The 26852-nt window shown below is 57.3% G+C and carries 23 protein-coding genes; 14 read left to right on the forward strand and 9 right to left on the reverse strand.

The annotated features are described in order from the left end of the window. Positions 1-12: 12 nt before the first annotated feature. Positions 13-2499 carry a DNA translocase FtsK gene (locus tag AY555_RS03430; RefSeq protein WP_066133477.1) on the forward strand — a complete coding sequence of 829 codons (2487 nt, stop codon included), beginning with the start codon at positions 13-15 and terminating at the stop codon, positions 2497-2499. A 105-nt stretch (positions 2500-2604) separates the two neighbouring features. Beyond that, the gene (locus AY555_RS03435; protein ID WP_066133480.1) at positions 2605-3843 is read left to right on the forward strand and encodes a UbiH/UbiF/VisC/COQ6 family ubiquinone biosynthesis hydroxylase; all 1239 of its coding nucleotides are present in this window, start codon (positions 2605-2607) and stop codon (positions 3841-3843) included. Positions 3844-3846: 3 nt separating this feature from the next. Here AY555_RS03435 and AY555_RS03440 read toward each other — a convergent pair whose 3' ends face one another. Beyond that, a complete protein-coding gene (locus tag AY555_RS03440; RefSeq protein ID WP_066133483.1) occupies positions 3847-4533 on the reverse strand; it encodes a fumarylacetoacetate hydrolase family protein in 687 nt (228 codons plus the stop codon). 326 nt (positions 4534-4859) lie between these two features. Beyond that, complete coding sequence (locus AY555_RS03445; RefSeq protein WP_066133485.1) at positions 4860-5654, reverse strand: LolA family protein; 795 nt, start codon at positions 5652-5654, stop codon at positions 4860-4862. Positions 5655-6274: 620 nt separating this feature from the next. Here AY555_RS03445 and AY555_RS11520 point away from each other — a divergent pair. The 7 genes from AY555_RS11520 (at position 6275) to AY555_RS03480 (ending at position 13892) form a co-directional block, all read left to right on the forward strand. Next, entirely contained in the window at positions 6275-6463 is a 189-nt protein-coding gene (locus AY555_RS11520; protein WP_082811837.1) for a (2Fe-2S)-binding protein, read from the forward strand. A gap of 91 nt (positions 6464-6554) precedes the next feature. After that, on the forward strand, positions 6555-7043 hold the full coding sequence (gene bfr / locus AY555_RS03455) for a bacterioferritin (protein WP_066133491.1): 489 nt from the start codon (positions 6555-6557) through the stop codon (positions 7041-7043). Positions 7044-7145: 102 nt separating this feature from the next. Beyond that, positions 7146-8729 (forward strand): 2,3-bisphosphoglycerate-independent phosphoglycerate mutase, encoded by a 1584-nt coding sequence (gene gpmI / locus AY555_RS03460; protein ID WP_066133494.1) that lies wholly within the window; start codon positions 7146-7148, stop codon positions 8727-8729. Between the two features lie 25 nt (positions 8730-8754). Beyond that, positions 8755-9945 (forward strand): murein hydrolase activator EnvC family protein, encoded by a 1191-nt coding sequence (locus tag AY555_RS03465; RefSeq protein WP_066133498.1) that lies wholly within the window; start codon positions 8755-8757, stop codon positions 9943-9945. 9 nt (positions 9946-9954) lie between these two features. Continuing rightward, positions 9955-11301 carry a S41 family peptidase gene (locus AY555_RS03470; RefSeq protein ID WP_066133501.1) on the forward strand — a complete coding sequence of 449 codons (1347 nt, stop codon included), beginning with the start codon at positions 9955-9957 and terminating at the stop codon, positions 11299-11301. 98 nt (positions 11302-11399) lie between these two features. Then, positions 11400-13367, forward strand: coding sequence for a divergent polysaccharide deacetylase family protein (locus AY555_RS03475; RefSeq protein WP_066133504.1), 1968 nt, complete (start codon positions 11400-11402; stop codon positions 13365-13367). A 45-nt stretch (positions 13368-13412) separates the two neighbouring features. Then, positions 13413-13892: an RNA pyrophosphohydrolase gene (locus tag AY555_RS03480; protein ID WP_066133508.1), complete on the forward strand. Its 480-nt coding sequence runs from the start codon at positions 13413-13415 to the stop codon at positions 13890-13892. Between the two features lie 13 nt (positions 13893-13905). On the opposite strand, the gene AY555_RS03485 is transcribed toward AY555_RS03480, so the two are convergent. After that, a complete protein-coding gene (locus tag AY555_RS03485; protein ID WP_082811838.1) occupies positions 13906-16323 on the reverse strand; it encodes a DUF4175 domain-containing protein in 2418 nt (805 codons plus the stop codon). A gap of 104 nt (positions 16324-16427) precedes the next feature. After that, positions 16428-17120, reverse strand: coding sequence for a response regulator transcription factor (locus AY555_RS03490; protein ID WP_066133514.1), 693 nt, complete (start codon positions 17118-17120; stop codon positions 16428-16430). 212 nt (positions 17121-17332) lie between these two features. Between AY555_RS03490 and ribA the strand changes: the two genes are divergently transcribed. Both ribA and AY555_RS03500 read left to right on the forward strand, forming a co-directional pair. Continuing rightward, entirely contained in the window at positions 17333-18478 is a 1146-nt protein-coding gene (gene ribA, locus AY555_RS03495; RefSeq protein ID WP_066133517.1) for a GTP cyclohydrolase II, read from the forward strand. A gap of 137 nt (positions 18479-18615) precedes the next feature. Next, entirely contained in the window at positions 18616-19596 is a 981-nt protein-coding gene (locus tag AY555_RS03500) for a hypothetical protein (RefSeq protein ID WP_066133521.1), read from the forward strand. A gap of 13 nt (positions 19597-19609) precedes the next feature. Here AY555_RS03500 and AY555_RS03505 read toward each other — a convergent pair whose 3' ends face one another. Both AY555_RS03505 and AY555_RS03510 read right to left on the reverse strand, forming a co-directional pair. Next, complete coding sequence (locus AY555_RS03505) at positions 19610-19972, reverse strand: histidine triad nucleotide-binding protein (protein WP_066133524.1); 363 nt, start codon at positions 19970-19972, stop codon at positions 19610-19612. A 54-nt stretch (positions 19973-20026) separates the two neighbouring features. After that, positions 20027-20356, reverse strand: coding sequence for a phosphoribosyl-ATP diphosphatase (locus AY555_RS03510; protein WP_066136466.1), 330 nt, complete (start codon positions 20354-20356; stop codon positions 20027-20029). Positions 20357-20563: 207 nt separating this feature from the next. Here AY555_RS03510 and AY555_RS03515 point away from each other — a divergent pair, with 207 nt between their 5' ends. Beyond that, positions 20564-21913 (forward strand): S1C family serine protease, encoded by a 1350-nt coding sequence (locus AY555_RS03515; protein ID WP_167798474.1) that lies wholly within the window; start codon positions 20564-20566, stop codon positions 21911-21913. Here AY555_RS03515 and AY555_RS03520 read toward each other — a convergent pair. From AY555_RS03520 to lptG, 3 genes are read right to left on the reverse strand one after another with little or no spacing between them, the layout of a single operon-like run. Next, entirely contained in the window at positions 21895-22596 is a 702-nt protein-coding gene (locus AY555_RS03520) for a phosphatase PAP2 family protein (protein WP_066133529.1), read from the reverse strand. The two genes, AY555_RS03515 and AY555_RS03520, sit on opposite strands and share 19 nt — an antisense overlap. Next, the gene (locus AY555_RS03525) at positions 22593-24116 is read right to left on the reverse strand and encodes an ArnT family glycosyltransferase (protein WP_167798473.1); all 1524 of its coding nucleotides are present in this window, start codon (positions 24114-24116) and stop codon (positions 22593-22595) included. Before AY555_RS03525 ends, AY555_RS03520 begins: the two co-directional genes overlap by 4 nt. A gap of 7 nt (positions 24117-24123) precedes the next feature. Continuing rightward, positions 24124-25233, reverse strand: coding sequence for an LPS export ABC transporter permease LptG (lptG, locus tag AY555_RS03530; protein ID WP_066136468.1), 1110 nt, complete (start codon positions 25231-25233; stop codon positions 24124-24126). 121 nt (positions 25234-25354) lie between these two features. Here lptG and AY555_RS03535 point away from each other — a divergent pair, with 121 nt between their 5' ends. Beyond that, positions 25355-25954, forward strand: coding sequence for a cob(I)yrinic acid a,c-diamide adenosyltransferase (locus AY555_RS03535; protein WP_066133535.1), 600 nt, complete (start codon positions 25355-25357; stop codon positions 25952-25954). A gap of 148 nt (positions 25955-26102) precedes the next feature. Beyond that, entirely contained in the window at positions 26103-26852 is a 750-nt protein-coding gene (locus tag AY555_RS03540; RefSeq protein WP_066133538.1) for an electron transfer flavoprotein subunit beta/FixA family protein, read from the forward strand.

Genomic DNA, 26852 nt, shown 5'->3' on the forward strand with positions numbered 1-26852 from the left:
AACCCTTCCCTCATGGCCCGCGCCCAAGCAGATAACAACAGCCTCCTGTCTTCCGGGGCCAGACAAGCTCTGGCCCGGATCGGACGTCGCCTTGGTGGCCTGATGCTGCTGGCAGGGTCCTTTGCCCTTGGAACGGCACTGGCTACGTATGCTCCAACAGATCCATCCCTGAACACAGCCGGACCTCACTTGGTCAACAACGCATTGGGGAAACCCGGTGCATTATTTGCCGATGCCATGATACAGGGGTTGGGCATCGCCTCTGCCCTACCGGTCCTGATGCTATCTGCCTGGGGCATCCGCATGATTCTGGCCGGGCGTATTACATGGGGCTGGCTGCGCCTGGTCCTGTGCATACCAGGATCAATGATGATCAGCATTGTTCCCGCTTGGCTGCCTCGGCCTGATTCATGGACAGCTCCAACCGGAATAGGGGGCATGACTGGATCACTGTTACTAGAAGGCGCACACCAAGGCCTGATGACCGGTACAGGATCTGTTTCCCTGATGTGGGTTGTTGTCGTGTTGTGCGGCTTGGCCGGTACAGCCCTGGTCCTGTGGACCTCCATGCTGCGCTGGCGGGAATTTCAGGCTCTGGCAAAAGCCCTGTCCACCGCCGGCCGTCAAACGGGTCAAGCCATACAAGCTATTGTCAGCTGGCGCCCGTTCCCTGCCAAGGGTACCGGGTACGAAGATACAAACGATGAAAACCTTGCGTGGCATTCCTCCTCTTCCAGCTTGAACGAGAGATCCGCCCAGCACCGGGAGGCCAATCCGTACACAAGAATAGAACCCCGAATGGATCCTGCTCCGGGACCATCACACACCCCGGATCCTGTGGCGCCACTGGAACAAACAGAAGAGTATGCGGGGGATATAATCACCATTGTGCCTCCGACAACACCCAAAAGCGCACCACACGTTCAGGCACGGACCCGCACTCCCCAATCTGTCCATGACCTGACTCCTGCACGGAACCAAGGGTTCCAGATCCCGCCCCTTGATCTCCTGTCCCTGCCCGTTGCCTTACAAGGTGCCCTTCAGGATGACCGCCTCCTGTCCACCAACGCACGTCTCTTGGAAAGTGTCCTGCAGGATTTTGGTGTCAACGGGCGCATTGTGGAAATTCGCCCCGGCCCGGTTGTCACGCTGTATGCCCTTGATCCCGCACCGGGAACCAAGACAAGCCGGGTGATCAGTCTGGCAGACGACATCGCCCGGTCGATGAGTGCATTGAGTGTGCGCATCGCCGTTGTACCGGGGCAGTCCACAATCGGGATCGAACTACCCAACAGTACACGTGAAATGGTCAGCTTCCGGGCCCTTCTGTCCGATGACAGCTTCAATGAACATCCAGAGGGCCTTATCTTGGCGCTGGGCCGCGATATCGGCGGAAGCCCGGTGCAGGTTGATCTATCCCGGATGCCACACCTGTTGATCGCAGGTACAACGGGGTCCGGAAAGTCAGTGGCTGTCAATACCATGATCTGCTCCCTGCTGTTCCGGATGACCCCGGACCAGGTGCGCTTTATCATGATAGATCCCAAGATGCTGGAGCTGTCTGTCTATGATGGTATTCCACATCTTCTGTCCCCAGTTGTAACCGACCCGGGAAAAGCCGTGGTGGCCCTGAAATGGGCCGTACGGGAGATGGAAACCCGCTACCGCGCCATGAGCCAGATGGGTGTCCGCAATATCGGAGGCTATAATCAGAAACTGCGTGAGGCCAGCACCCGTGGCGAACCTCTGACACGAACAGTTCAGACCGGCTTTGACCCCGAGACCGGCAAGCCTGTTTTTGAGGAACAGCAGCTAGACACCACGCCCCTTCCCTACATCGTGGTGATTGTCGATGAAATGGCCGATCTGATGCTGGTTGCCGGAAAGGATGTGGAAGCAGCCATCCAGCGCCTTGCCCAGATGGCCAGAGCGGCAGGTATCCACCTGATCATGGCCACCCAGCGCCCCAGCGTCGATGTGATCACCGGCACCATCAAGGCCAATTTCCCGACCCGCATTTCATTCCAAGTCACCAGCAAGATCGACAGCCGCACTATTCTGGGTGAACAAGGCGCTGAACAGCTTCTGGGTCAAGGGGATATGCTGTACATGGCAGCAGGCGGACGGATCACCCGTGTGCATGGACCCTTTGTATCGGATGCCGAAGTGGAAGAGGTCGCCACATTCCTGCGTGCCCAGGGTGCGCCCGATTATGTAGGTGCCATCCTTGAGGACACAACGGAAACGCAGGCCCTTCCGGGAACGGAGGGACTAGATGCGGGAAGTGAGAGCCCAGGTGGTCTGTTTGACCAAGCGGTTGCCTTGGTCGCACGGGAACGGAAGGCATCGACCAGCTTCATCCAGCGCCACCTGCAGATCGGTTACAACCGCGCTGCCCGCATCATTGAACAAATGGAAAAGGAAGGCATGGTGTCACGGGCCAACCACGTCGGAAAGCGCGAGGTTCTTCTTCCTCCCCCACATGATGAGGCAGGATAGAGACGTCCTGTCCACAGGGCCGAAGGGCAACCGGTTTCTCTGGACAACGCAACCGGTTGCCGACAGAGTCCGCACCAAGAATACCCTGCTTGGCGGAGAGTCCCCATGAACACAACTGTCCTTTCCGATACCACCCTGAAAGCAGACGTTGTTGTGGTCGGAGGAGGACTGGTTGGTGGAACGCTGGCATGTGCGCTGGCCACACACGGCATACCAGTCCTGTGCGTTGATACCGAGCAACCCGCCACGCTGACAGCCCCGACGCAGGATGGTCGCTGCTCTGCCATTGCACTGGCTTGCCAGAAGGTTCTGGACACCGTTGGCATCTGGAAGCATATGCGTGAGTCCGTACAGCCCATCTTGGATATCAGGGTCACGGATAGCAACAGTCCCTTGCACCTGCACTACGATCACCGCGAGATCGGAAGCCCCATGGGCTATATGGCCGGGAACACGGTCATCCGTCAGGCCGTTCTGGCCCGTCTGAAAGAGCTGAAGCTGGCAACATTGGCTGCTCCGGCCCGTGTTGTGGAAACCAGCCGGAGCATAGATACCGCTCTGGTCAAGCTGGATGATGGCCGCGTCATCCGGACATCCCTACTGGTGGCGGCCGACGGGCGCAACAGCCGGATCCGGGATATGGCCGGCATACCTGTTGCGCAGGGCCTTCCCTATCATCAGACCGGCATTGTACTAACGGTACGCCATGAGAAGCACCATCGTGGCATTGCGCACGAACGTTTCCTTCCCGCAGGTCCATTTGCCATCCTGCCATTGGTGGGGGGATATCATTCCTCACTCGTCTGGACAGAAAGCAGTACAACGGCCAAAAGCCTTCTCGCCTTGCCTGATGACGCATTCCAAGAGGAGCTGATCCAGCGTTTTGGTACCTTCTTGGGGGAGATTGATGTTGTCAGCCCCCGGTTCTCCTACCCCCTATCCCTGCAACATGCCCTTCGCTATACAGACCGGAGGCTGGTTCTGGTCGGCGATGCGGCCCACGGCATGCACCCGGTTGCCGGGCAGGGAATGAACTTTGGCCTGCGGGACGTCGCTGCCCTGGCGGAAGAGATTGTCAAGGCCCGCAGGCTTGGGCTGGATGTCGGAACCAGCACTGTCCTTGAGTCCTATCAACGCTGGCGCCGTTTCGACAATGTCCTGATGCTGGGCATGACCGACGCCCTGGTACGGCTGTTCTCCAATGACAACGCCCCGCTTCGACTGGCCCGTACCATGGGACTGGCCGCCGTGAACCAGATGCCAGGTCTCCGTCGTTTCTTCATGCGCCATGCCATGGGCGAAGTTGGTGATCTGCCTCGCCTGATGCGCGGTCTGCCGGTCTAGATCTCAGCGGGAAGCCAACGTAATTTCCAGCGCCGGAAGACCCTCTATGCTCGCATGGACTTTATCACCGGGCTGCAACGCGGCGACACCTTCGGGCGTACCGGTAAAGATCAAATCCCCGGGAGAAAGACGGACCAGACGCGACAGATGGACCAAAATGCCAACCGGCCCCAGAATCATGTCTTCCAGCTTCCCGTCCTGACGAACACGTCCATTGACAGCCAGCTGTATAGCACCGCGCAATGGCGCCGTTTCCATGGGCATGATGGTTCCCACAGGGGCGGACAAGTCAAATCCCTTGGCCATATCCCAAGGGCGCCCCATGCTCTTGGCTTCAGCCTGTAGATCCCGTCGCGTCAGGTCAATGCCGACAGCGCACCCGAACAAGCACGCCCCGGCAGCCTGTTCATCAAGACCCTCTCCCCCGGCCTTCAGGGCAAGAACCAGCTCGACCTCGTGATGAAGGTTGGAGGTAACCGACGGAAATGGAATGGAAGACCCGTTCTCACAAACAGCATCAGCAGGTTTTGAGAAGAAAAATGGTGCCTCTGCAGATGGATTACGCCCCATTTCACGGGCATGGGCGGCATAATTGCTCCCGACACAGAAAATACGACGAACTGGAAAGCGGTCGCTTGTTCCATGCACAGCAACAGATGAGGGAGGACATTCTGGAATGACAAAACCCACCGCGCTCTCCTTACCGGAAGCAGGACGCCAAGACGCGCCGCATGCGAGAACATTAAAGCTGCACGACGCAAGAAACAACAGGATCTGTTTTTTGGGAAGGGGTGAGCGCCCGGTCAGGGGGGAACCGGGCGCTCTGCTCCAGTAAAGGAGCTCGGAAGGGGCAGGGGGGGCCACCTTCCGGGGGGGAAGGACGGGCACAAATTGCGCCCTGTCCGTGACGACAGGATCTATGGCATAGCCCGCAGCAACACCAGCATTGGTGTCGCATAACAGACCCCTGCAATTTGCATAGCACACCAACAATAGGCATACAGTGCATTGAAATATCATCTATATCGTGCTGGCAGATTGCTCCAAGAGAACAGGCCCTGGTCAAAAGACAACCCCGTACGGACGGAAAACAAGGACACCGCTGTTTCTAGATCACGGGCATCACGAACCCGCCACTGGCGCAGCTCGAAGGGGTGTTCGGTAAAGACCAGCATCAAGGACCCGGCAGCAGGATCATCCGCCATCACCAGCTCGATCTCCGCAACACCGGCAGCACGGCGTATATCTTTCAGAACAATATCAGGATCAGAGAAACGGGGATTCTTGCGCAGCAAAATGCCGGCCGGGGTTGAATCAAGGGGGAGATTGCTGACCTGCCCCACTTCATTATCAATAAAGACCAGCCACGTCCCGTCAGCGACAACCTTGATCTTTGACGGCGGGTCATAGGTGAGGTTCATCTTGCCCGGTCGCTGAATGGACACGGTGCCCTCACTGGAAGATCCATCACTGCTGATTTGAAGAAAGCGTGCCTGCATCGTGCGTACAGTCCCGAGTGTCTCTTCGGCTCGCTTCAGAAGCGCCGTCTCTTCTGCATTCGGACGATAGGGAACCGCACCGGATGGGGAAGCAGAAGCCGTCAGACCGGAGCACATGAAAACAAGAAAAGACGCAGCCAAAATACAGCGCCGCAAAAACAGCAGGATCAAAGCCGGAAACTCCACGTTGCCCGTACAGCAGTCAAGAATTGACTTCACAGGTAACGGAGCATCAAGCCCGAGGCAAGGTATTCCGGAAAGACGAATGATCTGGCGACGAGCGTGTCTGCGTTGCAACACAAGACTGATCATCGGGAATGCCTTCGTCCGACGCCCGACGTCGTTCCGCCAATGCCACCATCAATGTTCCCAGTGTCCGGGGGTCAAGCCCTCTACAGATAACCATATTCTCGTCCCCCGAACGGGCCGGGATATCCCTGATCCCGGACTTTGAGCAAATACCCAATCAATGCACGCAGTGTAATTTTGGCCCTGGAAAATTGCAAACGATTTGCAATTGCATTTATCGATAAGGCACGATACAGTCACCACGTTCACGATTCAGATGGGCCCATGTGGTGCGGACCGGTGCGGGTTTGAAAGGGCTGATCTGGATTGCTGAACCGGGTGATTATCAGCCCGTCTCCTGTACCCCGGGTTCCGGCCCCTGCCTGTTGCCTCTCCTGCCGATGTGTCGCTCTCTCCCGACATTCCCGACATCGGCTCCCTGCAAGAAGCGAAAGGCAGGACCGGAACCCGGATACAAAGCAACAAAACCGACCACCCCGGCAATGTGAACAAGGCGCCAGATAGCTGCATGTTGCACTTGAGGATGATAATGGATTGCATTAGATTCCAAGCAGGCGACTTCCCGATATCTAGTGCGGATTGTCCTGAAATCAGTTTGTTAATGGGTATGGAGCATCCCATTCATGTATGTGTGCCTTTGCAATGACCTGAAATGTCGCGATGTGCGGACCGCACGGGATTCAGGCGCCAGAACCCCCTCGCAGGTCTTCCGCGCACACGGGCTGCAACCACAGTGCGGCAAGTGCATAGACTGCATGAGAGTGATCCTAGACGAAGGAAAGCAACAAACGCCGATGCCAAGGGCATCATGAGAACGCTTCTCAAGTTATTCCAAAAACTGGAAAAACATGTTCTCCGGCAGTAGTATTCGCGGCGACGGGAATCTTTGCTGTGGAGAGCACCATGAAGGGCGACAAAGAGATCATCAAGCACCTGAACAAGGTCTTGAGAAACGAGCTGACAGCCATAAACCAGTATTTCCTTCACGCACGCATGCTACAGGACCAGGGGCTGGAGCGTCTGGGGCAGCATGAGTACCGAGAGTCGGTGGAAGAGATGCACCATGCCGACTGGATGGTAAAGCGGATCCTCTTCTTGGAAGGACTTCCCAACCTGCAAGACTTGGGCAAGTTGATGATCGGGGAGAATGTTGCGGAAATTCTTGCAAATGACCTGAAACTGGAACACGGGGCCCGCAACGATGTCGTGGATGCCATTGTCGCCTGCGAGAAAGCGCGTGACTTCATTTCGCGGGAAAAACTGAAAGAAATCCTCGATGCCACAGAAGAGCATATAGACTATCTGGAGACTCAGATTTCTCTTCTGGAAAAGGTCGGTCTACAAAACTATATCCAGTCACAAATGGCCCCGGCAGACGGCGCAACATCCTGATCTTTTGACAGGGGTATTGTCTCAGGAATATTCGCTTTCTGCACACTTTGGCCTATAGTCCCGGCGTGTCCTCAGTTGATCCAGAAAGTATGAGTTTCTGCCATGACATCTACCTCTCGCCCCGGCCGTCCTGTTGTCCTGTGCATCCTTGATGGCTGGGGGTACCGGCCCGAGCGTGACAACAATGCCATCGCCCTGGCTCATACGCCGGTATGGGACCGGATGCTGGCGGAATGTCCCGGCAGTCTTCTGGAAACTTCGGGGCTTGATGTTGGCCTGCCGGACGGCCAGATGGGCAACTCGGAAGTCGGGCATATGAACATTGGTGCCGGGCGGATCGTGATGCAGGATCTGCCCCGCATTGATGCCTGTGTTGCAGACAACGGCCTTGGTCACATGGAGTCTTTCGGTCGCTTTGTCAGCAAGGTTCGCCAGGGGAGTGGAACCGTTCACCTGATGGGGCTTCTCTCTCCCGGCGGTGTGCACAGCCATCAGGATCACATGGCAGCCCTTGCCGCAACACTGGGAGCAGAAGGACTGAAGGTCTGCCTGCACATTTTCACGGATGGAAGGGATACGCCACCCCGTTCCGCACGCGGTTTCATCGAAGCATTCCTGACCAAAACCCGTGACGTCCCCAACCTTTCCCTTACAACACTGGGCGGGCGTTACTACGCCATGGACCGCGACAACCGCTGGGACCGTGTACAGCTGGCATACGACGCGATGGTATACGCAAAGGGCGAGCGTGCTCCCAATGCTGTCGCCGCGCTGGATGCATCGTATGCCGCCGCTGTCGGTGACGAGTTTGTGCGCCCGTGTGTTCTGGGCAACTATGCAGGCATGAAGGATGGCGACGGGATTCTGGTGGCCAATTTCCGGGCTGACCGGGCACGGGAGATAACGCGGGCCCTTCTGGATCCGGGGTTTGATGGTTTCAGCCGCGGGAATGGCCCCGCTTTCTCGGCTGCACTGGGTATGACCGAATATTCCAGGGCCCATACCGCCTTCATGGATACCCTGTTCCCGCCCGAACCCCTGTCCGACATCCTTGGGGAGGTCATTTCGCGCGCCGGGTTGGCACAGCTCCGCATTGCCGAAACGGAGAAATATGCCCACGTGACGTTCTTCCTCAACGGGGGCGAAGAAACCGTGTATCCCGGTGAGGATCGTATCCTGGTTCCCAGCCCCAAGGTTGCCACCTATGACCTGCAGCCGGAAATGTCTGCACCGGAGGTCACACGTCATCTGGAAGAGGCCATCCGTTCAGGACGCTATGACCTGATCGTCGTCAATTATGCCAATGGAGACATGGTGGGACATACAGGTATCCTGGAAGCCGCCATCAAAGCGGCTGAAGCTGTTGATGACGGGCTGGGCCGCCTGGAGCAGGCCATCCGTGACAGCGGGGGAACCATGATTGTCACGGCTGATCACGGTAACGCAGAATTGATGAAAGATCCTGAAACCGGAGAGCCTTATACCCAGCATACTGTCGGCAAGGTTCACGCTCTCCTGGTGAACGGGCCAAAGGCTGTGACCCGGCTTCATGATGGCAGGCTGTCCGACTTGGCTCCCACGGTCCTTGCGTTGATGGGGCTGCCCCAACCCGCTGCCATGACCGGACGCTGCCTGCTTGACCAGGAGGCAACCAACGCGACACGGGGCTCTGTGGCTTTTGGCTGAGAGACATAGCCCGGTCCGGGAGGTCATGCTGGTTTTTCGTATACTGCTCGTCTTTGCTGTCCTGTGCGCAACAGCCCCGCCGACCGGGGCTGCATCGCCTTCTGCATCCGAAAAAGAACTGAAGAAGCTGGAAAAACAGCTTCAGGAAAGCCGGGATCGTGAAAAACAGTTGGGCGAAAAAGCCAGCGGACTGGGAAAGGAACTGGAAACGCTGCGCGAAGAAATTGTTGCCGCCGCCCGTTCGGCACAGGACAACGAAGAACTGCTCTCGGCTCTGGAACGGCGCGTTCGTGACTTGGGTCAAAAAGAGAAAGATCTTCAGGCACACTTGGGAGACCGCGAGAGCCAGATGGCAACCGTTCTGAGCGGCCTGGAACGTCTGGCCATACGCCCGCCGGAAGTTCTGGTCCTGCAACCCGGCCACCATGACGATACGATTCGAAGCGCCATCCTGTTGCGTGCTGTTATTCCCGAACTTCAGAAAAAAGCAGGCTCCCTGCGCAAGGAACTTGCAGGTCTGTCGACCATCCGACGTGAACTATCCACCCGACGCGCCGAACTGGCCACAGCCGTGAACAAACTGGACCGTCAGCATGCCCGGCTGGCAACACTCTACGCACGCAAGGCAAAACTGGCCGAGAGCACTGAAGCCGAGCGCAAAGCTGCTGCCAATCGCGCTGAACAACTGGCCCGGAATGCCGGAGATCTCAGGGATCTTCTGGCAAAACTGGAAGAAGATCGGCGCCGGCGGGAAGCGGAATCAAAACGGCTGGCCCGGCTGGCTATGCCAAAACCGCCCACACCGGCACCTGGACCTGTCCCGTCACTGGAGAGTCAACGCGGCACAATGGCATTGCCGGCGCGCGGACAGATTGTGATGCGCTATGGCGAAGAAACGGAAGAGGGGCTGAGTGCCCGTGGTGTGACCATCCGGACACGCCCCGGAGCACAGGTAACTGCCCCGGCTACAGGAACAGTTGCCTTTGCCGGACCATTCAGGGGATACGGGCTCCTCTTGATCATGGAGCATAGCGGTGGCTATCATGTCCTTCTGTCCGGTATGTCCCGTATCGATGCCGTTGTTGGTCAGAGCCTGCGCTCGGGAGAACCGGTCGGTATCATGGGGCCGGGTGACGGTACGCGGCTTTATGTGGAATTACGCCGGGATGGGCAACCCGTTAACCCCCTCCCTTGGCTCTCTGCTCGTAAAGGTTAGAACAGACTGATGATGCGGAAGTCCCTTATTGCGGCGTTGGCCGTCTTGGTTCTGTCCCTGCCTGTGGGGGTGACACTGGTCTTCCCCTCGTTGCAGGCACAGGCTAAAGCCGATGCATCAACCTATCGTCTGCTTGATCTGTTCGGCACCGTCTTCGAACGTGTACGACGCGATTACGTTGAGGATGTCACCGACCAGCAGCTGGTTGAATCCGCCATCAACGGCATGCTGACCAGTCTTGATCCTCATTCGTCCTACCTGAATGCCGAAAGCTTCCGTGACATGCAGACCCAGACACGGGGGGAATTTGGCGGCTTGGGAATCGAGGTGTCGATGGAGAATGGCTTGGTCAAAGTTGTCTCTCCCATTGATGACACACCGGCTTTCCGAGCGGGTTTGAAGCCGGGTGACTATATCATACGTCTGGACGACAAACAGGTTCTGGGCATGACCCTTCAGGATGCCGTCGAGCATATGCGCGGCAAGGCCGGCAGTGAAATTGTACTGACCATACGCCGGGAGGGACGTGATCCATTTGAGGTCAAACTGGTTCGTGATGTTATCAAGATCCGTTCAGCCCGCGCCAAGGCAGAAGGTGATATTGGCTACATTCGCCTGACAGCCTTCAATGAAAAAACATTTGATGCCATGCGGGATGGGATCGAGAAACTCAACAAGGATATTGGGCCGAACAAAATTCGTGGCTTTGTACTGGATCTTCGCAATAACCCTGGCGGTCTTTTTGACCAAGCTATCGCCGTGTCGGATGCTTTCCTTGATTCCGGCGAAATTGTCTCCACCCGGTCGCGCCGGAGTGATGATACCCAACGCTATAATGCGCAGAAGGGCGACCTGACCGGGGGACTTCCCATGGTGGTCCTGATCAATGATGGCTCTGCCTCATCCTCGGAAATCGTTGCCGGGGCCCTGCAGGACCATCACCGGGCCATTGTGGTCGGAACCCGCAGCTTCGGAAAGGGATCGGTCCAGACGGTCATTCCGCTGGCCGGGCACGGCGCCATGCGCCTGACAACCGCGCGTTACTTTACCCCCTCCGGCCGTTCGATCCAAGCCGTCGGGATCGAGCCTGATATCGAGGTCAACGCCAGCTCCCAACCGGTTCGCAGCCGCAGTGAGGCCGATCTGCCCAATGCGCTCAGCAACCCGGATGAGAAGATCAACAGAAGCAAGCGATCGACATCACAGCCGGACTTGGCGGGTGAGAAAGCAGGGCAGGCAGCGCCCCACGTCGGCGTAGCCCAAGGTAAACCCGAGGAAGACCTGCAGCTGGCACGGGCCCTAGATATCCTGAGAGGGGTTTCACTCGAACGTCAGAAACAAACACAGCTCCAATAGCCTGTAATGCCGGGCAGTAAGGATTTCGTTAGGGGTTATCTGATTATTGTTTGACGTCGGGCTACTCTTGCCCGACGTCCTGACTTCTGGGGAATGGCGTGGCGTTTTCGTTGAAATCGCTGTTCGGTGGCAAAAAGGAATCGGCAGACAGTTCTGGCGAGGATGAACTGCCGTTTCGCCCGGAGCCGGAAGAAATACCGGAGTCAGAAGTACGGCGTATCGAAGAGGAAAAGAAGCCGAAGCCTGGCCTTCTGGACACGATTCTGGGCAAGGGAAAAAAGAAAAAGAAGGGAAAAAAGAGCAGCAAGGGGGATGACGCCAACGCGGTAGGCGAAGGGGCTGATCCCCTTGACAATCCTGCCCTTTTGGCCCTGATTGCCTCGGAAGTTGCTGATCTTCCCCCTCCGGAAACAGCCGGGGATGATGGGGCCGCAACAGAACCCGGTGCTGCTGCCGGTCCAGGCCCATCTCCAGCTGATGCCATAATGCCTGACGACGAAGCAGCAGGCATAGATGATGTCGCCGGCATTGAAGATGAAGTCGGCAGCCCTGATCTGGATGACTTTGACTTACCACCGGCCCTGTCAGGCCCGGACAGAGCAGAGCAAGACTGGCGCAATCGCCAGAGGAAACAGGCCCTGATCGGGTCCGTACTGGCCATACTCCTTCTGGGTGGGGGAGGCGCGGCCTTGTGGTGGTTCATGCAGCCGAAACCACTCCCGCCGGAGGTTGACCCCGGTCTGGTTGTCATCAATGAAAAGGGTGAAGCTGTTGCTGTCCCTGCGCCAGAGCCTATGGCATCGGGCGACAAGATCAGCCTCATGATGCCTCCCCCTCCACCAGCCAATCCCGAACCGCTTCCAGAGCCAAAACTGGCCGAAGGCGCATCGGATCCATCCGCAGAACGCTCCAAGAACCGACGTCCATGGCTGGCCGGGGACGGAACACAACCGCTGCCGACAGATCAGGCTGCGCCCCCACCCCCTGCACAGACAACAGAGGCTGGAAAGACTGAGTCTGCCGAGAAACCAGCCGAGCCCACACCTCCACCCCCGAATGAAACAGCCACCACACCGGCCGTGGAAACAGCGCAGCCCCCTCCTACTGCACCAAAAGCACCCGAGCCCGCAAAGACTACAGTTATCGCCGGACTGCCCCCATTCCGGGATCCAGTTCTTCCGGAACCCCGCAAACCGGGACAGGCGATGCCAAGCTATGCGGCCATTCCGGTAAACAAGGGCGATCCGAAAGGACTGGATCCCGCACCGGATCCAAGCCTGATCAAGACATCCCGTTTCGGCCCGCTCCCCATGATCAGCAGCGAGGGAAAAATGCCGTGGAAGGTTTATCGCAGGCCCGCACCCGACACCAAGGGACCCAAGATCGGGGTTGTGATCGGGGGGCTTGGCCTGCACCCGGAAGCAACGGAAACAGCCATCACCAAACTGCCGCCTGACATTACGCTCTCGTTCAGCCCCTATGCCCCGCAGCTTGAGAACCTGGTGCAGCGGGCTCGCTCCTATGGGCACGAGGTCATGCTGGATCTCCCCATGGAAGAGCAGACCTTTCCTTCGGCAGACCCCGGTCCCCTTGGTCTGCTGACAGCTCTGCCACCATCCGAGAACCTGACGCGCCTTGAAATGGTCATGGGCAAAGCAGGGGGATACGTCGGGCTTCTGGGACGTCCCGGTCACTTTACCGGCTCGGGCCTGCCGATGCAGGCCATTCTCGATGCCTTGGGGAAATCCGGAATCCTGTATATTCAGGCCGGCATGCCCCCTGCCACAGACAGTCCTGACAAGAAGGGCAATTTGTCAGGCTATCGCAAGGACACAGGCCCTGTAGCGGTTTCTGACCTGACCATAGAAGCCCGTTCTTGGCGTTCCTCGGTTGATGCACGCCTTGAATATGCCGCCCACATGGCCAAGACACGTGGTACAGCGCTGGTTGTCCTGTTCCCGTCCCCCCTGACCTTTGAACGCCTGATGGCTTGGAACAAAGGGCTGGCAACCAACGGAACCCGGCTGGTTCCCGCAACCGCTGTGGTCAATACGTCGGCAAGCTGATAGGGTCATCCGTCTTTTGCCCCCCCTGAAGGTTGTTGACCACTGATGACCCCGTCCCTGAAAACAGATCTCCCTTGGCGTCCCTGTGCCGGCATCATGCTTGTAAACCAGCGCAACGAGGTTTTTGTCGCACGGCGCCTAGATACGGAGCAAAACGCTTGGCAAATGCCGCAGGGAGGCATAGATCGCGGTGAAGACCCACGGGACGCAGCTCTGCGCGAACTAAAGGAAGAAATTGGTACCAACAAGGCGGAAATCATTGCGGAGATGAAAGAGTGGGTACGCTATGACCTACCCAATGACTTGATCGGAAAGGTCTGGAAAGGGCGCTGGCGGGGACAGGAACAGAAATGGTTCCTGATGCGCTTCACGGGACACGACCGTGACATTTGTCTAGACACGGAACACCCTGAATTTTCAGACTGGCGATGGGTGCCGCTTCGTGATGTCCCCGACCTTGTTGTACCCTTCAAGCAAGCCATCTATCGCCAAGTCTGCGCCGCATTTGCCCCGCATCTGGCCTGATACCGGAGAAGTGTCAGAACATCCTGATCAAGCGCTGCAGATAGTCTTGCTCCTGACGATCCAGATTGCCCTCGGCAGCACGCCGTCGCAGCTCCTGCAGAAGGTCCCGTGCCCGAGTGCGTTCCGGTTTGGTCGGAACTTTCTCACCATGAAGGGTCATGCCTTCACCGGGACGCCCTGCCGGATCCAGCCCTCCTGCTCCCGCAGGAGCAGGCAAGAGTCCAATTGTCTGCCCTAGGTTCTGCATCATGGTTTGTGAAACATCGCGGCGGGCCTGACGCAAGGCCTCCAAGGCCTCCCCCTGAGCCTGCTGCCCCAGATCGGGACGGGATTCACCCAGCGCACGGGATGCCGTATCCATATGATCCCCGGCAACACCGAACCATTCCGGAACCGAACCGGTTTTCCGCCCGACCTGCCCGCTCAGTGCCCGCAGCTGACCACGCAAGCTTTCCTGCCGCCGCGCCAACTCTGCGGCAGGGAAAGTCCAGAACCCGGAATGGCGTGATACAGACGGCAGGGCTGTCCCTTCTGCCATTGTGGAAAAGGTATCTTCCAGAAGTTGCTCCTGGCCCCGGACAAGACGGTCAAACCCGGTCATGATATCCCTCATGTCCCGCAGCTCGCCAGATGCCGACGAGAAACGCGCATTCCGCAATCCGGACAACACCGCATCAACATGCTCGGCCAAGGCACGTGCCGCATCCTGTGCCCCTAGGCGGGTCAGCTCTTCCAGTTCAGCCAGCATTTTCTCCAAGGCAAGGTCACCGGCCTGAATATTTGGGCCAAGGGAGTCCGCCAGTGCATCAAGCTCATCCAGGGACAATCCACCACCACGGCCGACGATATCCTGTAGCAAGGATACCAAGGCACGACGAACCGCGTTGATGGCATCCGCCACCGCCTTGGGATCCCCTGTCGCATTAAGAAGATCCAGCCTGGCTTGTTCCAGCTGGGTTCGTGCATTGTCGATGGTGCCATCCTCTATCCTCAAGGCTAGGTTCCAGAGAAGATCAGCCACAGACTCAAGTGGATGCACAGCAAAGGCAGGTGACAAACGCAACGCAGCAATCCGCAACCCAAGAAAGACTACAGGGTCCTGACCAAAATCATCTGGCCGGAGGGACAGTTCATCAAGGCGTCTCCAGACCTCTGCTTTCTGTGCAGGTGACCCCGTGAAAAGAACCTTGCGGGCCGACGCCAGAAGGGCCGCAACCGGATGCGTGAACTGCCGCTCTGGCAAATGCGTTGCATACCAGTATGATCCTGCTGTGTGGCCGGCCCCGTCAGAAACCAATACCCTAACCTCAACATCGTGCCCAGCCCAGGGATGCCCAGCAAGATCCAACAGAACGGTGGTATCAACATGGGGCGAAGGCAAACCGGGAACAGGAAGTGGATAGGAACGGGCAACAAAGTCCATATCCATTTCCGGCTCCCCCGGACGACGCAATTCGAGGCGGGCCTCTGTCACGCCGTAGTCATCAGACGCAGCAACATGCAATGAAAGACGAGGGTCCGGACCATCCGGTGTGGTGGCTGCAACAAGGGATCCCCCTGCAACAGACGGTGGCGTATCCGGAAAGATGGCAAGCTGCTGCCTAGCGCTATACCACAGCCCACGCCGTATCCGGAGTTCAACGCCAGATCCGGCATCATCCGTTAAAAGAGCTGTCATACGGGCTGTATCATGGCCACTGTCCTCGAAGGGAACATGGGTATCACCAAGATACCCGACCGGCAGACCGGGGCCATGAACCAAGACCAGAAGGGAACTTCCCTCCGGTACATCAAGCGTGCCCCCGTCCATAACCCGGCGAACAGAGGGCAGCCGGGTATACTCCGGGGGTGTTATCCAAATCTCGGCACTCAGGGATCCGGTCAAGGATGGCGTCAGAGCCGCAGACAGACGGTCTGCAGACTGGGGGCCAGAGACAAATAAACCAACCGCCAGGGCCAGGACAGGAATCGCCCGGATAGCAAGCGGATCACGGTCAGCGATATGGGGAGCAGGCCAGGATACCTGCAAGAACCCGGCTTCAAACAGCATCTGTCGGTGATGCCTCTGCCAGAGTTCATGCGTTGCGGGATCAAGCACAACAAACGGACGATCACACAGGGCGGTCAGGGGTCGGGCTGTATGCCCACGCTCCAGGCGATGCAAAGCATCCCATATGTCTGGACAGCAAAAACTGGACAGTCCGTACCATAGGGCAAACGCCAGAATGACCAAAAACAGGATGAACGACACCAAGTGCCAACCGGTTCCGGAAGCCGGTATCCCCCCCAGAAGGGACAAGGCAATAAATCCGAGAACGACAGACCAGGGTATCCACAAGGCCTGCCATAGACGTTCCCAAAACAGGAAGAGCCAGGACAGGAACAGCCGCCATTGCAGGATGCGGGGCAGAATCAGCAGGGGCATCATCATGCCCCCAGTTTACGGGGCCATCTATCAAGGGCGAAGACAGCGCAGGCACGCTGTCACAAACAAGGCCATCACAAGGGACCGGAGTCACGGAAAGCAAAGGAATATCAGGGGCTGAGCCGATATCCCCCTTCTTCGGTCAGTAACAGGGTTGTCTCGCCGCTGACAGGCTCAATCTTTTGACGCAGCCGGTAGATATGAGTCTCCAGCGTATGAGTACTGACAGCGGCATTATATCCCCACACCTCATGCAGCAGGGTTTCCCGGTCCACTGCCCGCCCCTGCCGGTAAAGATATTTGAGGATTGCAGCTTCTTTCTCCGTCAGGCGAATCTTCCGCCCTGAGGCTTCTTCCAACATCTTTGACGCAGGCACAAAACGATAGGGGCCAACAGCAAACACAGCATCATCAGACTGACGGTGCTGACGCATATGCGCCCTAAGACGGGCCAGCAACACAGCCATACGGAACGGCTTGGTCACATAGTCGTTGGCCCCGGCTTCTAGGCCCGTTACCGTGTCGTATTCACTATCAAGACTTGTCAGCATAATAATGGGGCAGCGCACACCCCCTGCCCTCAACTGGCGACAGACATCACGCCCGTCCATATCCGGAAGGCCTAGGTCCAGCAAAATAAGATCCAGCGGAACAGGGGAGGATGTCGCAGCACAGATTGCCTCACCCCCTGAAGCCGCTTCGGTTACAGTGGCAATATCGTCCTGGTCCTGAAGCTGCATCGCAAGAGTGCGCCGCAGAACCACATCATCATCAACAAGGAGTATAAAACGGCCATCGGCCATGGGCGGACACTCCTATGCCTCAAGACAACACGCTACAAATGCGGGGGTAACCGGGGAAAAATTCCCGCCAGTGCAAAAACACTGTCTTTTCACAACGCCAATACTGTCCTATCTACCATCGGGAAGCGCGGACGCCAAGCCCGTGACCACTTTCTTCTACAAACCGGGCCATCCATGACCGGACCCGATAGTCAGGATTCCGACATCCCAGCATGACCAGACCCGTCCCACCCGCCAGTTCCCCACCCCCATCCGCCCTTGTAGCGGTGGATCGTGTTGTTGCCGAGTTCCGGCGTGGTGGCACTGTTGTCCTGACAGACCTTACGGGGAAAGGCCTGCTGATCCAGTCAGCTGAAACCCTTACAGAAGAAAGCTTGGAACGCTTTGGTCACCTGACCAATACAACCCCGGCTCTGTTGATGACAGGCCGACGGGCAGAAGCTCTTGGATACGAGGCAACAGACGCGCCGGTCATAGCGTTCCGGCCCCCCGCCCCCCTTACGGTCGATCAGGTGACCATGCTTGGTGATCCCGTACACGGAACAGACCGTGTCGACCCGGCGATGGCATGTGCGGAAGACTCCATGCATGAAGGAGCACCGGAAAGTCTAGAGCACGCTGCCGTCCTTCTGGCCAAGATTGCGCGCCTGCTGCCTGTTGTGGTAGCCACACCTCTGCACGAGCATACTGACATACGACACTGGGCTGCCGAGCGCGACCTTCTGACCGTTGATAGTACCCACATCTTGTCCTACCTGCCGACGGCAGCCCGCAGTCTGCGCCCGGTCGGGGATGCCCGGGTTCCGCTGCAGGGTGCCGAGAACACCCGCATCGTAGCCTTCCGCCCGGCTGATGGTGGAATCGAGCATCTAGCCATCATCATCGGAAACCCGGATCCGGAGCAACCCGTGCTGGTCCGTCTGCACTCCGAATGTTTCACCGGGGATCTGCTGGGGTCGCTGCGTTGTGACTGTGGCGACCAACTGCGCGGGGCTATCGATGTCATCGCCCGCGAGGGAAGCGGGGTTCTTCTATACTTGGCACAGGAAGGCCGGGGCATCGGTCTGGTCAACAAGCTTCGCGCCTATCATTTGCAGGACCGTGGGTTTGACACCATGGATGCCAACGGGCAGCTGGGATTCCATGATGATGAGCGCCTGTTCCTGCCTGCCGCCGAAATGCTTCTGCAACTGGGCTTCAGCCGGGTTCGTCTGTTGACAAATAATCCTGACAAGGTTGCCGCGCTTGCCCGTCATGGCATCCGCATTGATGAACGTGTGGCCCACGTCTTTGCCAGCAACGTACACAACCTGTCCTATCTGCGAACCAAAGCCGAAAAAGGTGGGCACATCCTCTAGGACCGGGCGGCACATTTTGCCGACAAACACAAACGGACCACGACGCCACACGGCGCGACAAGGCTGCCTGAACGGAATGGCATAATCGTTGCATCCCTCGAGAGGCAGAATACCGTCAGGACAAGGCAAACAGGACCATGCCCGTCAGTCCGTATGAAGGATGGAACAATGCCCCCTATCTACCGGGTATCAGCATGGAACCCGGAGGAGGAACTGTAGCCACAAGCGCTTCAGCCGAGACGGACGAGAGTCCCCTGTCCTTCTGGGATTTCCTGGACATCGTGAACCCGCTGCAGCATATACCGCTTGTTGGAAGCCTGTACCGGGAATTGACCGGAGATACAATTCGGGGTGAAGCAAAACTAGCCGGTGGGGCCTTGTTCTTCGGCCCGATCGGGCTTGGTCTTGCCGCCCTTGATGTCGGAGTAGAAGAAATTACAGGCGCCCCGATCGATGAGCACGTCGTGGCCATGTTCAATGGCGAAGACGCGGGGCAGAATGCCATCCGGAACAAGAAGGCAGCAGAGACACAAGTTGCATCCGTCACGGAAAAGACGGCACCCCCGGCCGAGGCAGGACACGGGGCTGTCTCTTCATCCACCCCAATCCCGGAGCCTGTAGCAACACAGACTGTTACTGGAGCATCAATGGCCGCAGCCGATGCAACCGCAATCATAAGCCCCCTGCGCATGTTTCCTGCTCATCCAGCCACAGCCGTCATGCCAAAGGCATCCAGACCAATTACACCATCACGCATCCCGGCATCAGCCATCCGCCCGATGGGTGATGTTTCCTCCATGACGGCCCTAGAGCAATTGGTGCGCGAATCCTCACACCTTGCACCAACACCAGAACGGCAAACCATACCCCAACACAACACGGACCAAAAAGAGACGTCAGCCACAAAGCACGAAGACAATAATGGAGACAAGGGAGACAACAAGGCCCAGCAGCAGAAGGCCCTAGAAGCACAGGGGCTTGTGCCCTTGCCTACCACACCGCCTGTTCCGGTCAACCTTCTACAGTCAGGGATTCCGGCACATGGAACAGGCACAGAAATGCCCACCCTGCATAAGGCCAGCGAGGCCTACCGAAAGGCAGACCAGCTCCCCCGATAAAAACAAAACGGTATCAGTCGCGCTTCACCATCGGACCAACTGGCCCACCGCCAAGGATATGGAAATGCAGATGCGGTACTTCCTGATGCCCATTCGCACCGACATTCGAAACCACACGATAACCGCTGTCACGAACCTTGGTCAGGGCTGCCACTTTCTCGATGGCCCGAAACAGGGCGGCGATTTCCACATCCTTGCCATCGGCAGCCATTTCGTTAACGGATCGATAAGCTCCCTTGGGAATGACCAGCACATGAACCGGGCGGGCTGGATTGACATCGTGGAAGGCCAAGACATGATCGTCTTCATAGACCCGGTTGCAGGGAACCTCGCCACGCAGGATACGGGCAAAAATATTACCGGAATCGTAACTCATCGTTGTCTCCTTGCGTCACCGGAACAAACGTGAAAAGCACAGCGCCAGACCCGCTTATAACGGGCGCGCCTTTTTCCCGTCGATGCCATCTTCACCGAAACGATCCTGCATGGCCTGCCATACATCGGACGGAACAATACCGCAGTCTGACCACAGGACCAAAAGGTGATACAGTAGATCCGCGCTCTCACCGACAACGTCCTCACGGCTTTCCACCAGTGATGCAATGGCGACTTCCACGGCTTCTTCACCAACCTTCTGGGCTATTTTCTTGCGACCTTTGGCATAAAGCCTTGCTGTGTGTGAACATTCCGGATCAGCATCCTTCCGGCTGTTGATCAGGGCAAACAAGTTCTCCAGAATATCCGGGCTGCCTTCAGCCATTGCACGCATGTCCTTGTATACATACCCTGCACACCACCCGGGCAGCAGGATCTCATCACGAAGCCGCAATGTTATACGTACCGTACCGGAAAAGCGAGAACCGGCAGGCCGTATCCACGGCTCTGGCACTATAGCCTCGCAAACGATCCTTGAGATTGTTTGCAAAAGACGATACTTCTATCATCAATTATAAATACGGGGCATAACGTGCGATACAGACTGCTGGCAATGGTCGCAGCGGCCGGTCTTGCTGGCTGCGTGGACGGGATCAAGGTTGACAAGGTTCCCTACGCCAACGCTCCCCCTTTTCCCGAAGATGCTGTCCTAGCCCCCATTCGTTTCCACAAGGGAACAATCCGCCTGCGCCGGGGTAGCCTGATCGGTGGATATCGCATGGGGCTGGAATGCGTGGACGGTGGGCGACAGATCCACTGGACTGGTGACGCAACAAGCCGCAAAATAAAAAGCCTCGAATTCAACGACATGTTCCATGAACAGTTCAGCATGGCTGGCTATGCCGTAACCGGCGACCCTGCGAACCTGTTCGGGGATCGGGTCAGCAACATGCCACGGGCTGCCTATCTGGTATCCGCACAGATCGAGGACATTCGTTTCAACCTGTGTGACACCCTCAATCTCTGGACAGGCAGCAGGCTGGATGCACAAAGCGGATCCGGAACCGTTCGCGTGTACTGGCAAGTCCTTTCCGTTGTGGAACGAAAGATCGTGTACGAGGACAGGACATCCGGGTTCTTTTCATTACGGGCACCCGTCGTTGACGCTGCGGCCGTTCTGGTGGGCGAGGCATTTGCACAGGCTGCCGGCAACTTTGCCGCCAGTGAAGGGATGCGTCGTCTGGTTATGGCTCCGCGACCAACCCGCAGCAGCACACTGGCTGCAAAAACCGGGGACGAGATATGGCTGCCATCGGTTTCTCTCTTTGACACACCGCTGGATCAGCATGTCGAGAGCGCACGCCGGTCTGTTGTCACGGTCGATAATGGAACTGACCATGGATCAGGCTTCTTTATCGCCCCGGACCTGATCCTGACCAATTACCACATTGTGGAAGGAATAGACGTTGTACGTATCACACTGAACACCGGGCGGACGTTCTCCGGCGATATCGTACGTTATGACGAAGCGCGGGACGTCGCCCTGATACAGGTCGAAAAGGCGGGACATCTGCCCCTGCCAATCCGGCAAAGCCAAGCCCGTATAGCAGAGGCTGTTTATGCCATTGGCACCCCACGCAGCCGGTCCATGGCCGGAGCCGTCAGCCGTGGGATCATCAGCCGGTTTGGGAATAATACCCATGGACTCCAGCACATTCAGGCCGATGCGGATATTCATGGTGGTCATTCCGGCGGTCCATTGCTTGATGTCTCTGGCAATGTCATCGGCATCAGTGAAAAACCGGGGAAAGCGTCAAGCGGGCTGAATTTCTTCATTCCGATCCGGGATGCCCTGCAACGCCTGAACGTGAAAATTCGCCACCCCAATGATACACGTCAAGATGGATGGGATGACGGAGACCTTCAGGTCCCAGATTTTTGACAGGAAAAACTTTTGGTTCCCAGAATCCAGCGCGCAAGAAGACAATTAATCCCGATGACCAGAACAGCAGCATAAAAAACATCGGAGAAAAAGTGCCCACCCTGCAAGATCCGTACTAGGCCTACAGCCGATCCGGCCAGAAAAGTCATCAGGAAAACCCGCCCCCTCCACTGTGGGGGAACCACAAAGGTCAGTGCCGTCATCCAGAATCCAAGTGCACCATGACCAGACACAAAGGAACAGTTTGAAATACACTGGTCTGTCACCACAAACGGCGGGGTAAATACCTTGGCACCACCAAATTCCATAATCTGGCCAGGACGCGCGCGCCCCCAGTTCTCCTTGAACAGAACATTGGCCAGAAGCCCCGGCCCGGTTACCAAACTGGTCACCAGATAGGTGCAGACCCGCCCGGTCAACCAAAACAAAGGGCGGTGACAAAAACGCAAGATACCCCACAGGCAAACAAGCAGCACAACCCCACCGATCAGAAGGCGGGGAAAATCCTTGCGCACAAACTCGGGCACGGGATCGTGGGCCAAGAACCACCCGTCGGACGGCGTCCAGAACAACCCGCTGATACCCAAATCAATATCCGGGAATACCCAGAAAACAGCTGCGGACACCAGAAGCCAAGACAGATGCATGCCAACACGCCAAACGCATGACGCCCGCACCTTCATGGCCCATATCCCAGAAAATGGTCCACATACCACGCCGACAACTCCAGCCGCCCTCCAGCCACCCCGGCAGAGCGGAACACAGCCACAGGCTCAACAGACTGAAACCGTTGGTACAACACCCCCGGATCATGGCGGGTCACATACAGGAAACGACCGCCCGGCACATCAGGAAGCGGCATGGTCAGTTCATAGTGATTGTGCACAACATCCCCGGGGTGCCACATGAAGCTGTCCCAGGCCAAGGGACGGGCGTAGTACAAAAGTGTTGCCATGGTCTTGCGGTCATCAAACAGCAGCGGACGATCAGGGTTCTGTGCCTTCAGTTCACGAACCCAGCGACCGGCATCGTCCCACCCACGCACACGCTTCTGGAGATCCAGTGCCGGGGGAACCCGCACGCCGAAGGCTGCTGCCAGACTGTCTGCGTTATAGACCAAGGACGCGACCAAAACATGGAGCACAATTGATGCCCGCAAGATCCACGCGCGGGCCCCTGTCCCCAAGCACCAGGACACAACAAGAGGGACAGCAGCGACAAAAGCCGGGGCTGCCCAATTCGCATTAGCCCGCGATACCAAGGCCTGCACAGACATGATCACAAGAACCGGCACGACAAAAGCCGCCAAGAAGCGAAAACGCCAATCTACGTGCAAGCGTGACCGTGCGGGAACACAAAGGGCAAGCACCAGAGTCACCAGCAGAAGCGGACCGAAAACCCCCGCTTGGGAAGCAAGGAATGCAACCATGTTCAAAGGATTGAAGACATCCGCGCCAAGGTTCACATTATCCCCGGTATGCCGATAGCTGGCCATCCCGTGCGCCAGATTCCACCAGATGTTCGGCGCATAAAGCGCCGCTCCGAGAACCAGTGCCCCCCACAATCCAGGAGACCTCAGGAAGCGACGCCAAGGCGGATGCCACAGCAGGGCCAGGACAACAGAGACAATGAAAAAAACCATGGCGTACTTGGACAAAAGGCCAAAGCCAAAACCAAGACCAACAGCCAGCCACCACCAGGCAGACCCGCCCGTCACAATGCAAGCCAACCCCAGTAGAGACAGCGCCCAGAACATCAACAGGAATGCATCGGTTGATACAAGCATCGATGACAGAGAGACCGCCGGCAGAGTGATATAGATCACCCCACTCCAGACACCAACCGAACGGTGTTCAGACCCAGCATCCGCATGGTCGCGGTCAAACAGGACAAACCCGATTCCATACACCAACAGGGCGGTCAGGGCATGGGCCAATGTCGCCCCGATCCGGACCCATGGCTCGGAATCACCGCCAAGACCGGTCGTGAGGGCAATAACCCAAGCAATAAACGGCGGTTTGGAGAAATAACCAAACGCCGGATCCGTTGACCAGCTCCAATACTGCGCTTCGTCAAACGACAGGTTAACCGGCGTCCCGAACAACTGGAACAATCGCCAGACGGTAACAGCCAGAACAACCATCAATGCAACCCGGAATGCGGGGGAAGACCAGCTGTTCCGACAACAAGACTCACGTGTCATGACAGGCTCAACCATCTTCCTGATGTAACAGGGTTGCTGTCCCAAGTAAAAGCGTCACCAGCGTTGGTGTCCAGGCTGAAAGCCACAGGGGCACCGCCGATGACAACCCTAACGCCAATGACAACCTAGTAAAAAAGTAAAGGACAAAACCAACACCGACAGCACCAAGAATACGGGACAAACCCCGGCCAGAGCGTAAATCAGGATCCAGCGAGAACACAGCCGCCACAATGACCATGGCACATAGCAAAACTGGCGATGCCAGCAGGCCATGCAGATGCATCCAATGACGTTGGGCCGAGAAACCCGATGTTTCAAAGAAGCGTATAAAACCCGGCAAATCCCAGAAAGACAGGGTTTCCGGGCTAGCAAAATTCTCCTGGACACGGGCAAGGGTCATCCCCGTCGGCAGGCGCACCTCATCCATACGGACACCAGGATGATTGGGCTCCATGATCCAAGCATCCCGGAGGATAAAGGCGCGGTCCTTCATCGCGCCCTGACCTGCATCGATGCGACGGTACAGGACCCCATTGGAGTCAAGCATGATGAACATCAGATCGCGCATATGCAAAACATCACCATCCTGACGGACGTGCCCGGCATGCACAACCGTCTGCCCTCCGTCCGTGACAGGTTCACGCAGCCACATGCCCGATTCTGAAAGATTGAATGCACCAGCACGGGCAGGCATCCAGACCTCGTCAAGGCGCTTCTCATAGCTTCGGTAAAGAGCAGACGAGAGCGGATTGACCGCTGTTACATCAAAGACTCCGACAACAGCAGCACACAGAACCATCGGGGCCAGAAACTGCCAGACTGAAACGCCCGATGCGCGAATAATAATCAGCTCATGGCTACGGCTGAGCCGCCACATGGCAATCATACCTCCCACCAGAACGGCAAAAGGCAGAACCTGATGGGCCATGGTCGGCAGTTTCATAAGGGACAGGCCGAACAAGACATCCGCCCCCGCATCGCGCCCGGCAGCACGCCGCAAAAGCTCCACGAAATCAAGCATCAGGACCAGCGCAAGGATAACAGCCAGCGTCCCCAGCAACGCCATGGCAAAATGGCGCCCGATATACAGGGACAATGTGGTATGGAGACGCAGCACTGACTTCCTTTCCCGTGACAAGAATGCGGGGTTGGCAATAAGTTTGTCTAAAACCAACCGGACCGGGGCCACCATGGCTCTTGGCCGTTATACCCTCTCACAGCCCCCGGGGACATGACGAATGGTACAGCTTACGTGCATCTATACCCGTAGCGGCGACAAGGGCAAGACCTCACTTGGAAACGGGGCACGGGTTCCCAAGACCGACGCGCGGGTCGATGTATGCGGAACCATCGACGAGGCCAACTCCGCGCTCGGGATTGCCCGCCTGTATTCCTCAGGGAATCAGGCCGCATTTTTTGACAGCATGCTGGGCCGGATTCAGAACGACCTGTTCGATCTTGGGGCTGACCTGTGCATGCCTGAAAGTGACCCGCCAATACAAGCCCTGCGCATCACCGATGAACACGTAGAGCGGCTGGAACGGGAAATCGACCAGATCAATGCAGGGCTTGCACCCCTGCAATCCTTTGTTCTGCCTGGTGGATCACCAATGGCTGCGCACTTGCACATGGCCCGAACCATTGTACGAAGGGCAGAGCGACTTATCGTTGGCCTTTCCCTGCGCGAGACCATAAACCCGTGCACCCTGTCCTATACAAATCGCCTGTCCGATCATCTCTTCGTCCTGGCCCGCCACGCAAATGTGGAGAAAAACGGCGATGTCCTGTGGATCCCCGGGGCCAATCGCCAGAATGAAACAGACCACAAGGACCGTTGAGCAGAGAGCACCGAACAAACCCTTGGCGCGTGAACAGAACAGGCGATAGAGTGTCTGGCCCTGCAAGGGAATACCGGACATCGCATGCCCGGCATGTCCCGGGCAGAGGGGGCAGAAAACAGACCGAAGGCGGAGCAGGGAAGAGCAGATGAAAGTCCTTGTGGCAGTAAAGCGGGTCGTGGACTACAACGTGAAGGTTCGCGTCAAGACAGATGAAACCGGCGTTGAGTTGGCCAACGTTAAAATGTCGATGAACCCCTTCGACGAAATTGCGGTGGAAGAAGCAATCCGGATGAAGGAGGCTGGCACCGTTACCGAGATTGTTGCCGTCTCTCTCGGGGTTGCCGCCTGCCAAGAAACGCTGCGCACCGCCATGGCCATGGGGGCCGATCGCGCCATCCTGGTTCAAACAGACGTCGATCTTCAGCCCTTGGCCGTTGCTAGGGCACTGAAAGCCATTGTTGATCGTGAAAAACCGGATCTTGTGCTGGTTGGTAAACAAGCCATCGATGACGATAGCAACCAGACCGGGCAAATGCTGGCCGCCATGACCGGGTGGCCGCAGGCAACCTTTGCATCAAAAGTAGAGCTTGCCGGCAGAAAGACCAAAATCACGCGGGAAATTGATGGCGGCCTGCAGACCATTGAAACAGCCCTGCCTGCCGTGATCAGCGTTGACCTGCGACTCAACGAGCCGCGCTACGCCTCTCTTCCCAACATCATGAAGGCCAAGAAGAAGCCACTTGAAACCCTGACGCCCGAAGATCTTGGCATTGATGTTTCTCCCCGGCTGAAAGTGCTGAAAGTAACCGAGCCTCCCAAGCGCCAGGCTGGCATAAAGGTTGCGGATGTGGCCGAGCTTGTCGGCAAGTTGAAGACCGAAGCAAAGGTGATCTGA

It is taken from the genome of Haematospirillum jordaniae (genome assembly GCF_001611975.1).
GTDB lineage: Bacteria > Pseudomonadota > Alphaproteobacteria > Rhodospirillales > Rhodospirillaceae > Haematospirillum > Haematospirillum jordaniae.

Excerpts from the sequence above, each read along its gene's own strand:
- AY555_RS03430 (WP_066133477.1), top strand. The coding sequence starts at position 13 with ATGGCCCGCGCCCAAGCAGATAACAACAGCCTCCTGTCTTCCGGGGCC.
- AY555_RS03435 (WP_066133480.1), top strand. The coding sequence starts at position 2,605 with ATGAACACAACTGTCCTTTCCGATACCACCCTGAAAGCAGACGTTGTT.
- AY555_RS03445 (WP_066133485.1), bottom strand. The coding sequence starts at position 5,654 with ATGATCAGTCTTGTGTTGCAACGCAGACACGCTCGTCGCCAGATCATT.
- AY555_RS11520 (WP_082811837.1), top strand. The coding sequence starts at position 6,275 with ATGTATGTGTGCCTTTGCAATGACCTGAAATGTCGCGATGTGCGGACC.
- bfr (WP_066133491.1), top strand. The coding sequence starts at position 6,555 with ATGAAGGGCGACAAAGAGATCATCAAGCACCTGAACAAGGTCTTGAGA.
- gpmI (WP_066133494.1), top strand. The coding sequence starts at position 7,146 with ATGACATCTACCTCTCGCCCCGGCCGTCCTGTTGTCCTGTGCATCCTT.
- AY555_RS03465 (WP_066133498.1), top strand. The coding sequence starts at position 8,755 with ATGCTGGTTTTTCGTATACTGCTCGTCTTTGCTGTCCTGTGCGCAACA.
- AY555_RS03470 (WP_066133501.1), top strand. The coding sequence starts at position 9,955 with ATGATGCGGAAGTCCCTTATTGCGGCGTTGGCCGTCTTGGTTCTGTCC.
- AY555_RS03480 (WP_066133508.1), top strand. The coding sequence starts at position 13,413 with ATGACCCCGTCCCTGAAAACAGATCTCCCTTGGCGTCCCTGTGCCGGC.
- AY555_RS03485 (WP_082811838.1), bottom strand. The coding sequence starts at position 16,323 with ATGATGATGCCCCTGCTGATTCTGCCCCGCATCCTGCAATGGCGGCTG.
- AY555_RS03490 (WP_066133514.1), bottom strand. The coding sequence starts at position 17,120 with ATGGCCGATGGCCGTTTTATACTCCTTGTTGATGATGATGTGGTTCTG.
- ribA (WP_066133517.1), top strand. The coding sequence starts at position 17,333 with ATGACCAGACCCGTCCCACCCGCCAGTTCCCCACCCCCATCCGCCCTT.
- AY555_RS03500 (WP_066133521.1), top strand. The coding sequence starts at position 18,616 with ATGCCCGTCAGTCCGTATGAAGGATGGAACAATGCCCCCTATCTACCG.
- AY555_RS03505 (WP_066133524.1), bottom strand. The coding sequence starts at position 19,972 with ATGAGTTACGATTCCGGTAATATTTTTGCCCGTATCCTGCGTGGCGAG.
- AY555_RS03510 (WP_066136466.1), bottom strand. The coding sequence starts at position 20,356 with ATGGCTGAAGGCAGCCCGGATATTCTGGAGAACTTGTTTGCCCTGATC.
- AY555_RS03520 (WP_066133529.1), bottom strand. The coding sequence starts at position 22,596 with ATGAAGGTGCGGGCGTCATGCGTTTGGCGTGTTGGCATGCATCTGTCT.
- AY555_RS03525 (WP_167798473.1), bottom strand. The coding sequence starts at position 24,116 with ATGACACGTGAGTCTTGTTGTCGGAACAGCTGGTCTTCCCCCGCATTC.
- AY555_RS03535 (WP_066133535.1), top strand. The coding sequence starts at position 25,355 with ATGGTACAGCTTACGTGCATCTATACCCGTAGCGGCGACAAGGGCAAG.
- AY555_RS03540 (WP_066133538.1), top strand. The coding sequence starts at position 26,103 with ATGAAAGTCCTTGTGGCAGTAAAGCGGGTCGTGGACTACAACGTGAAG.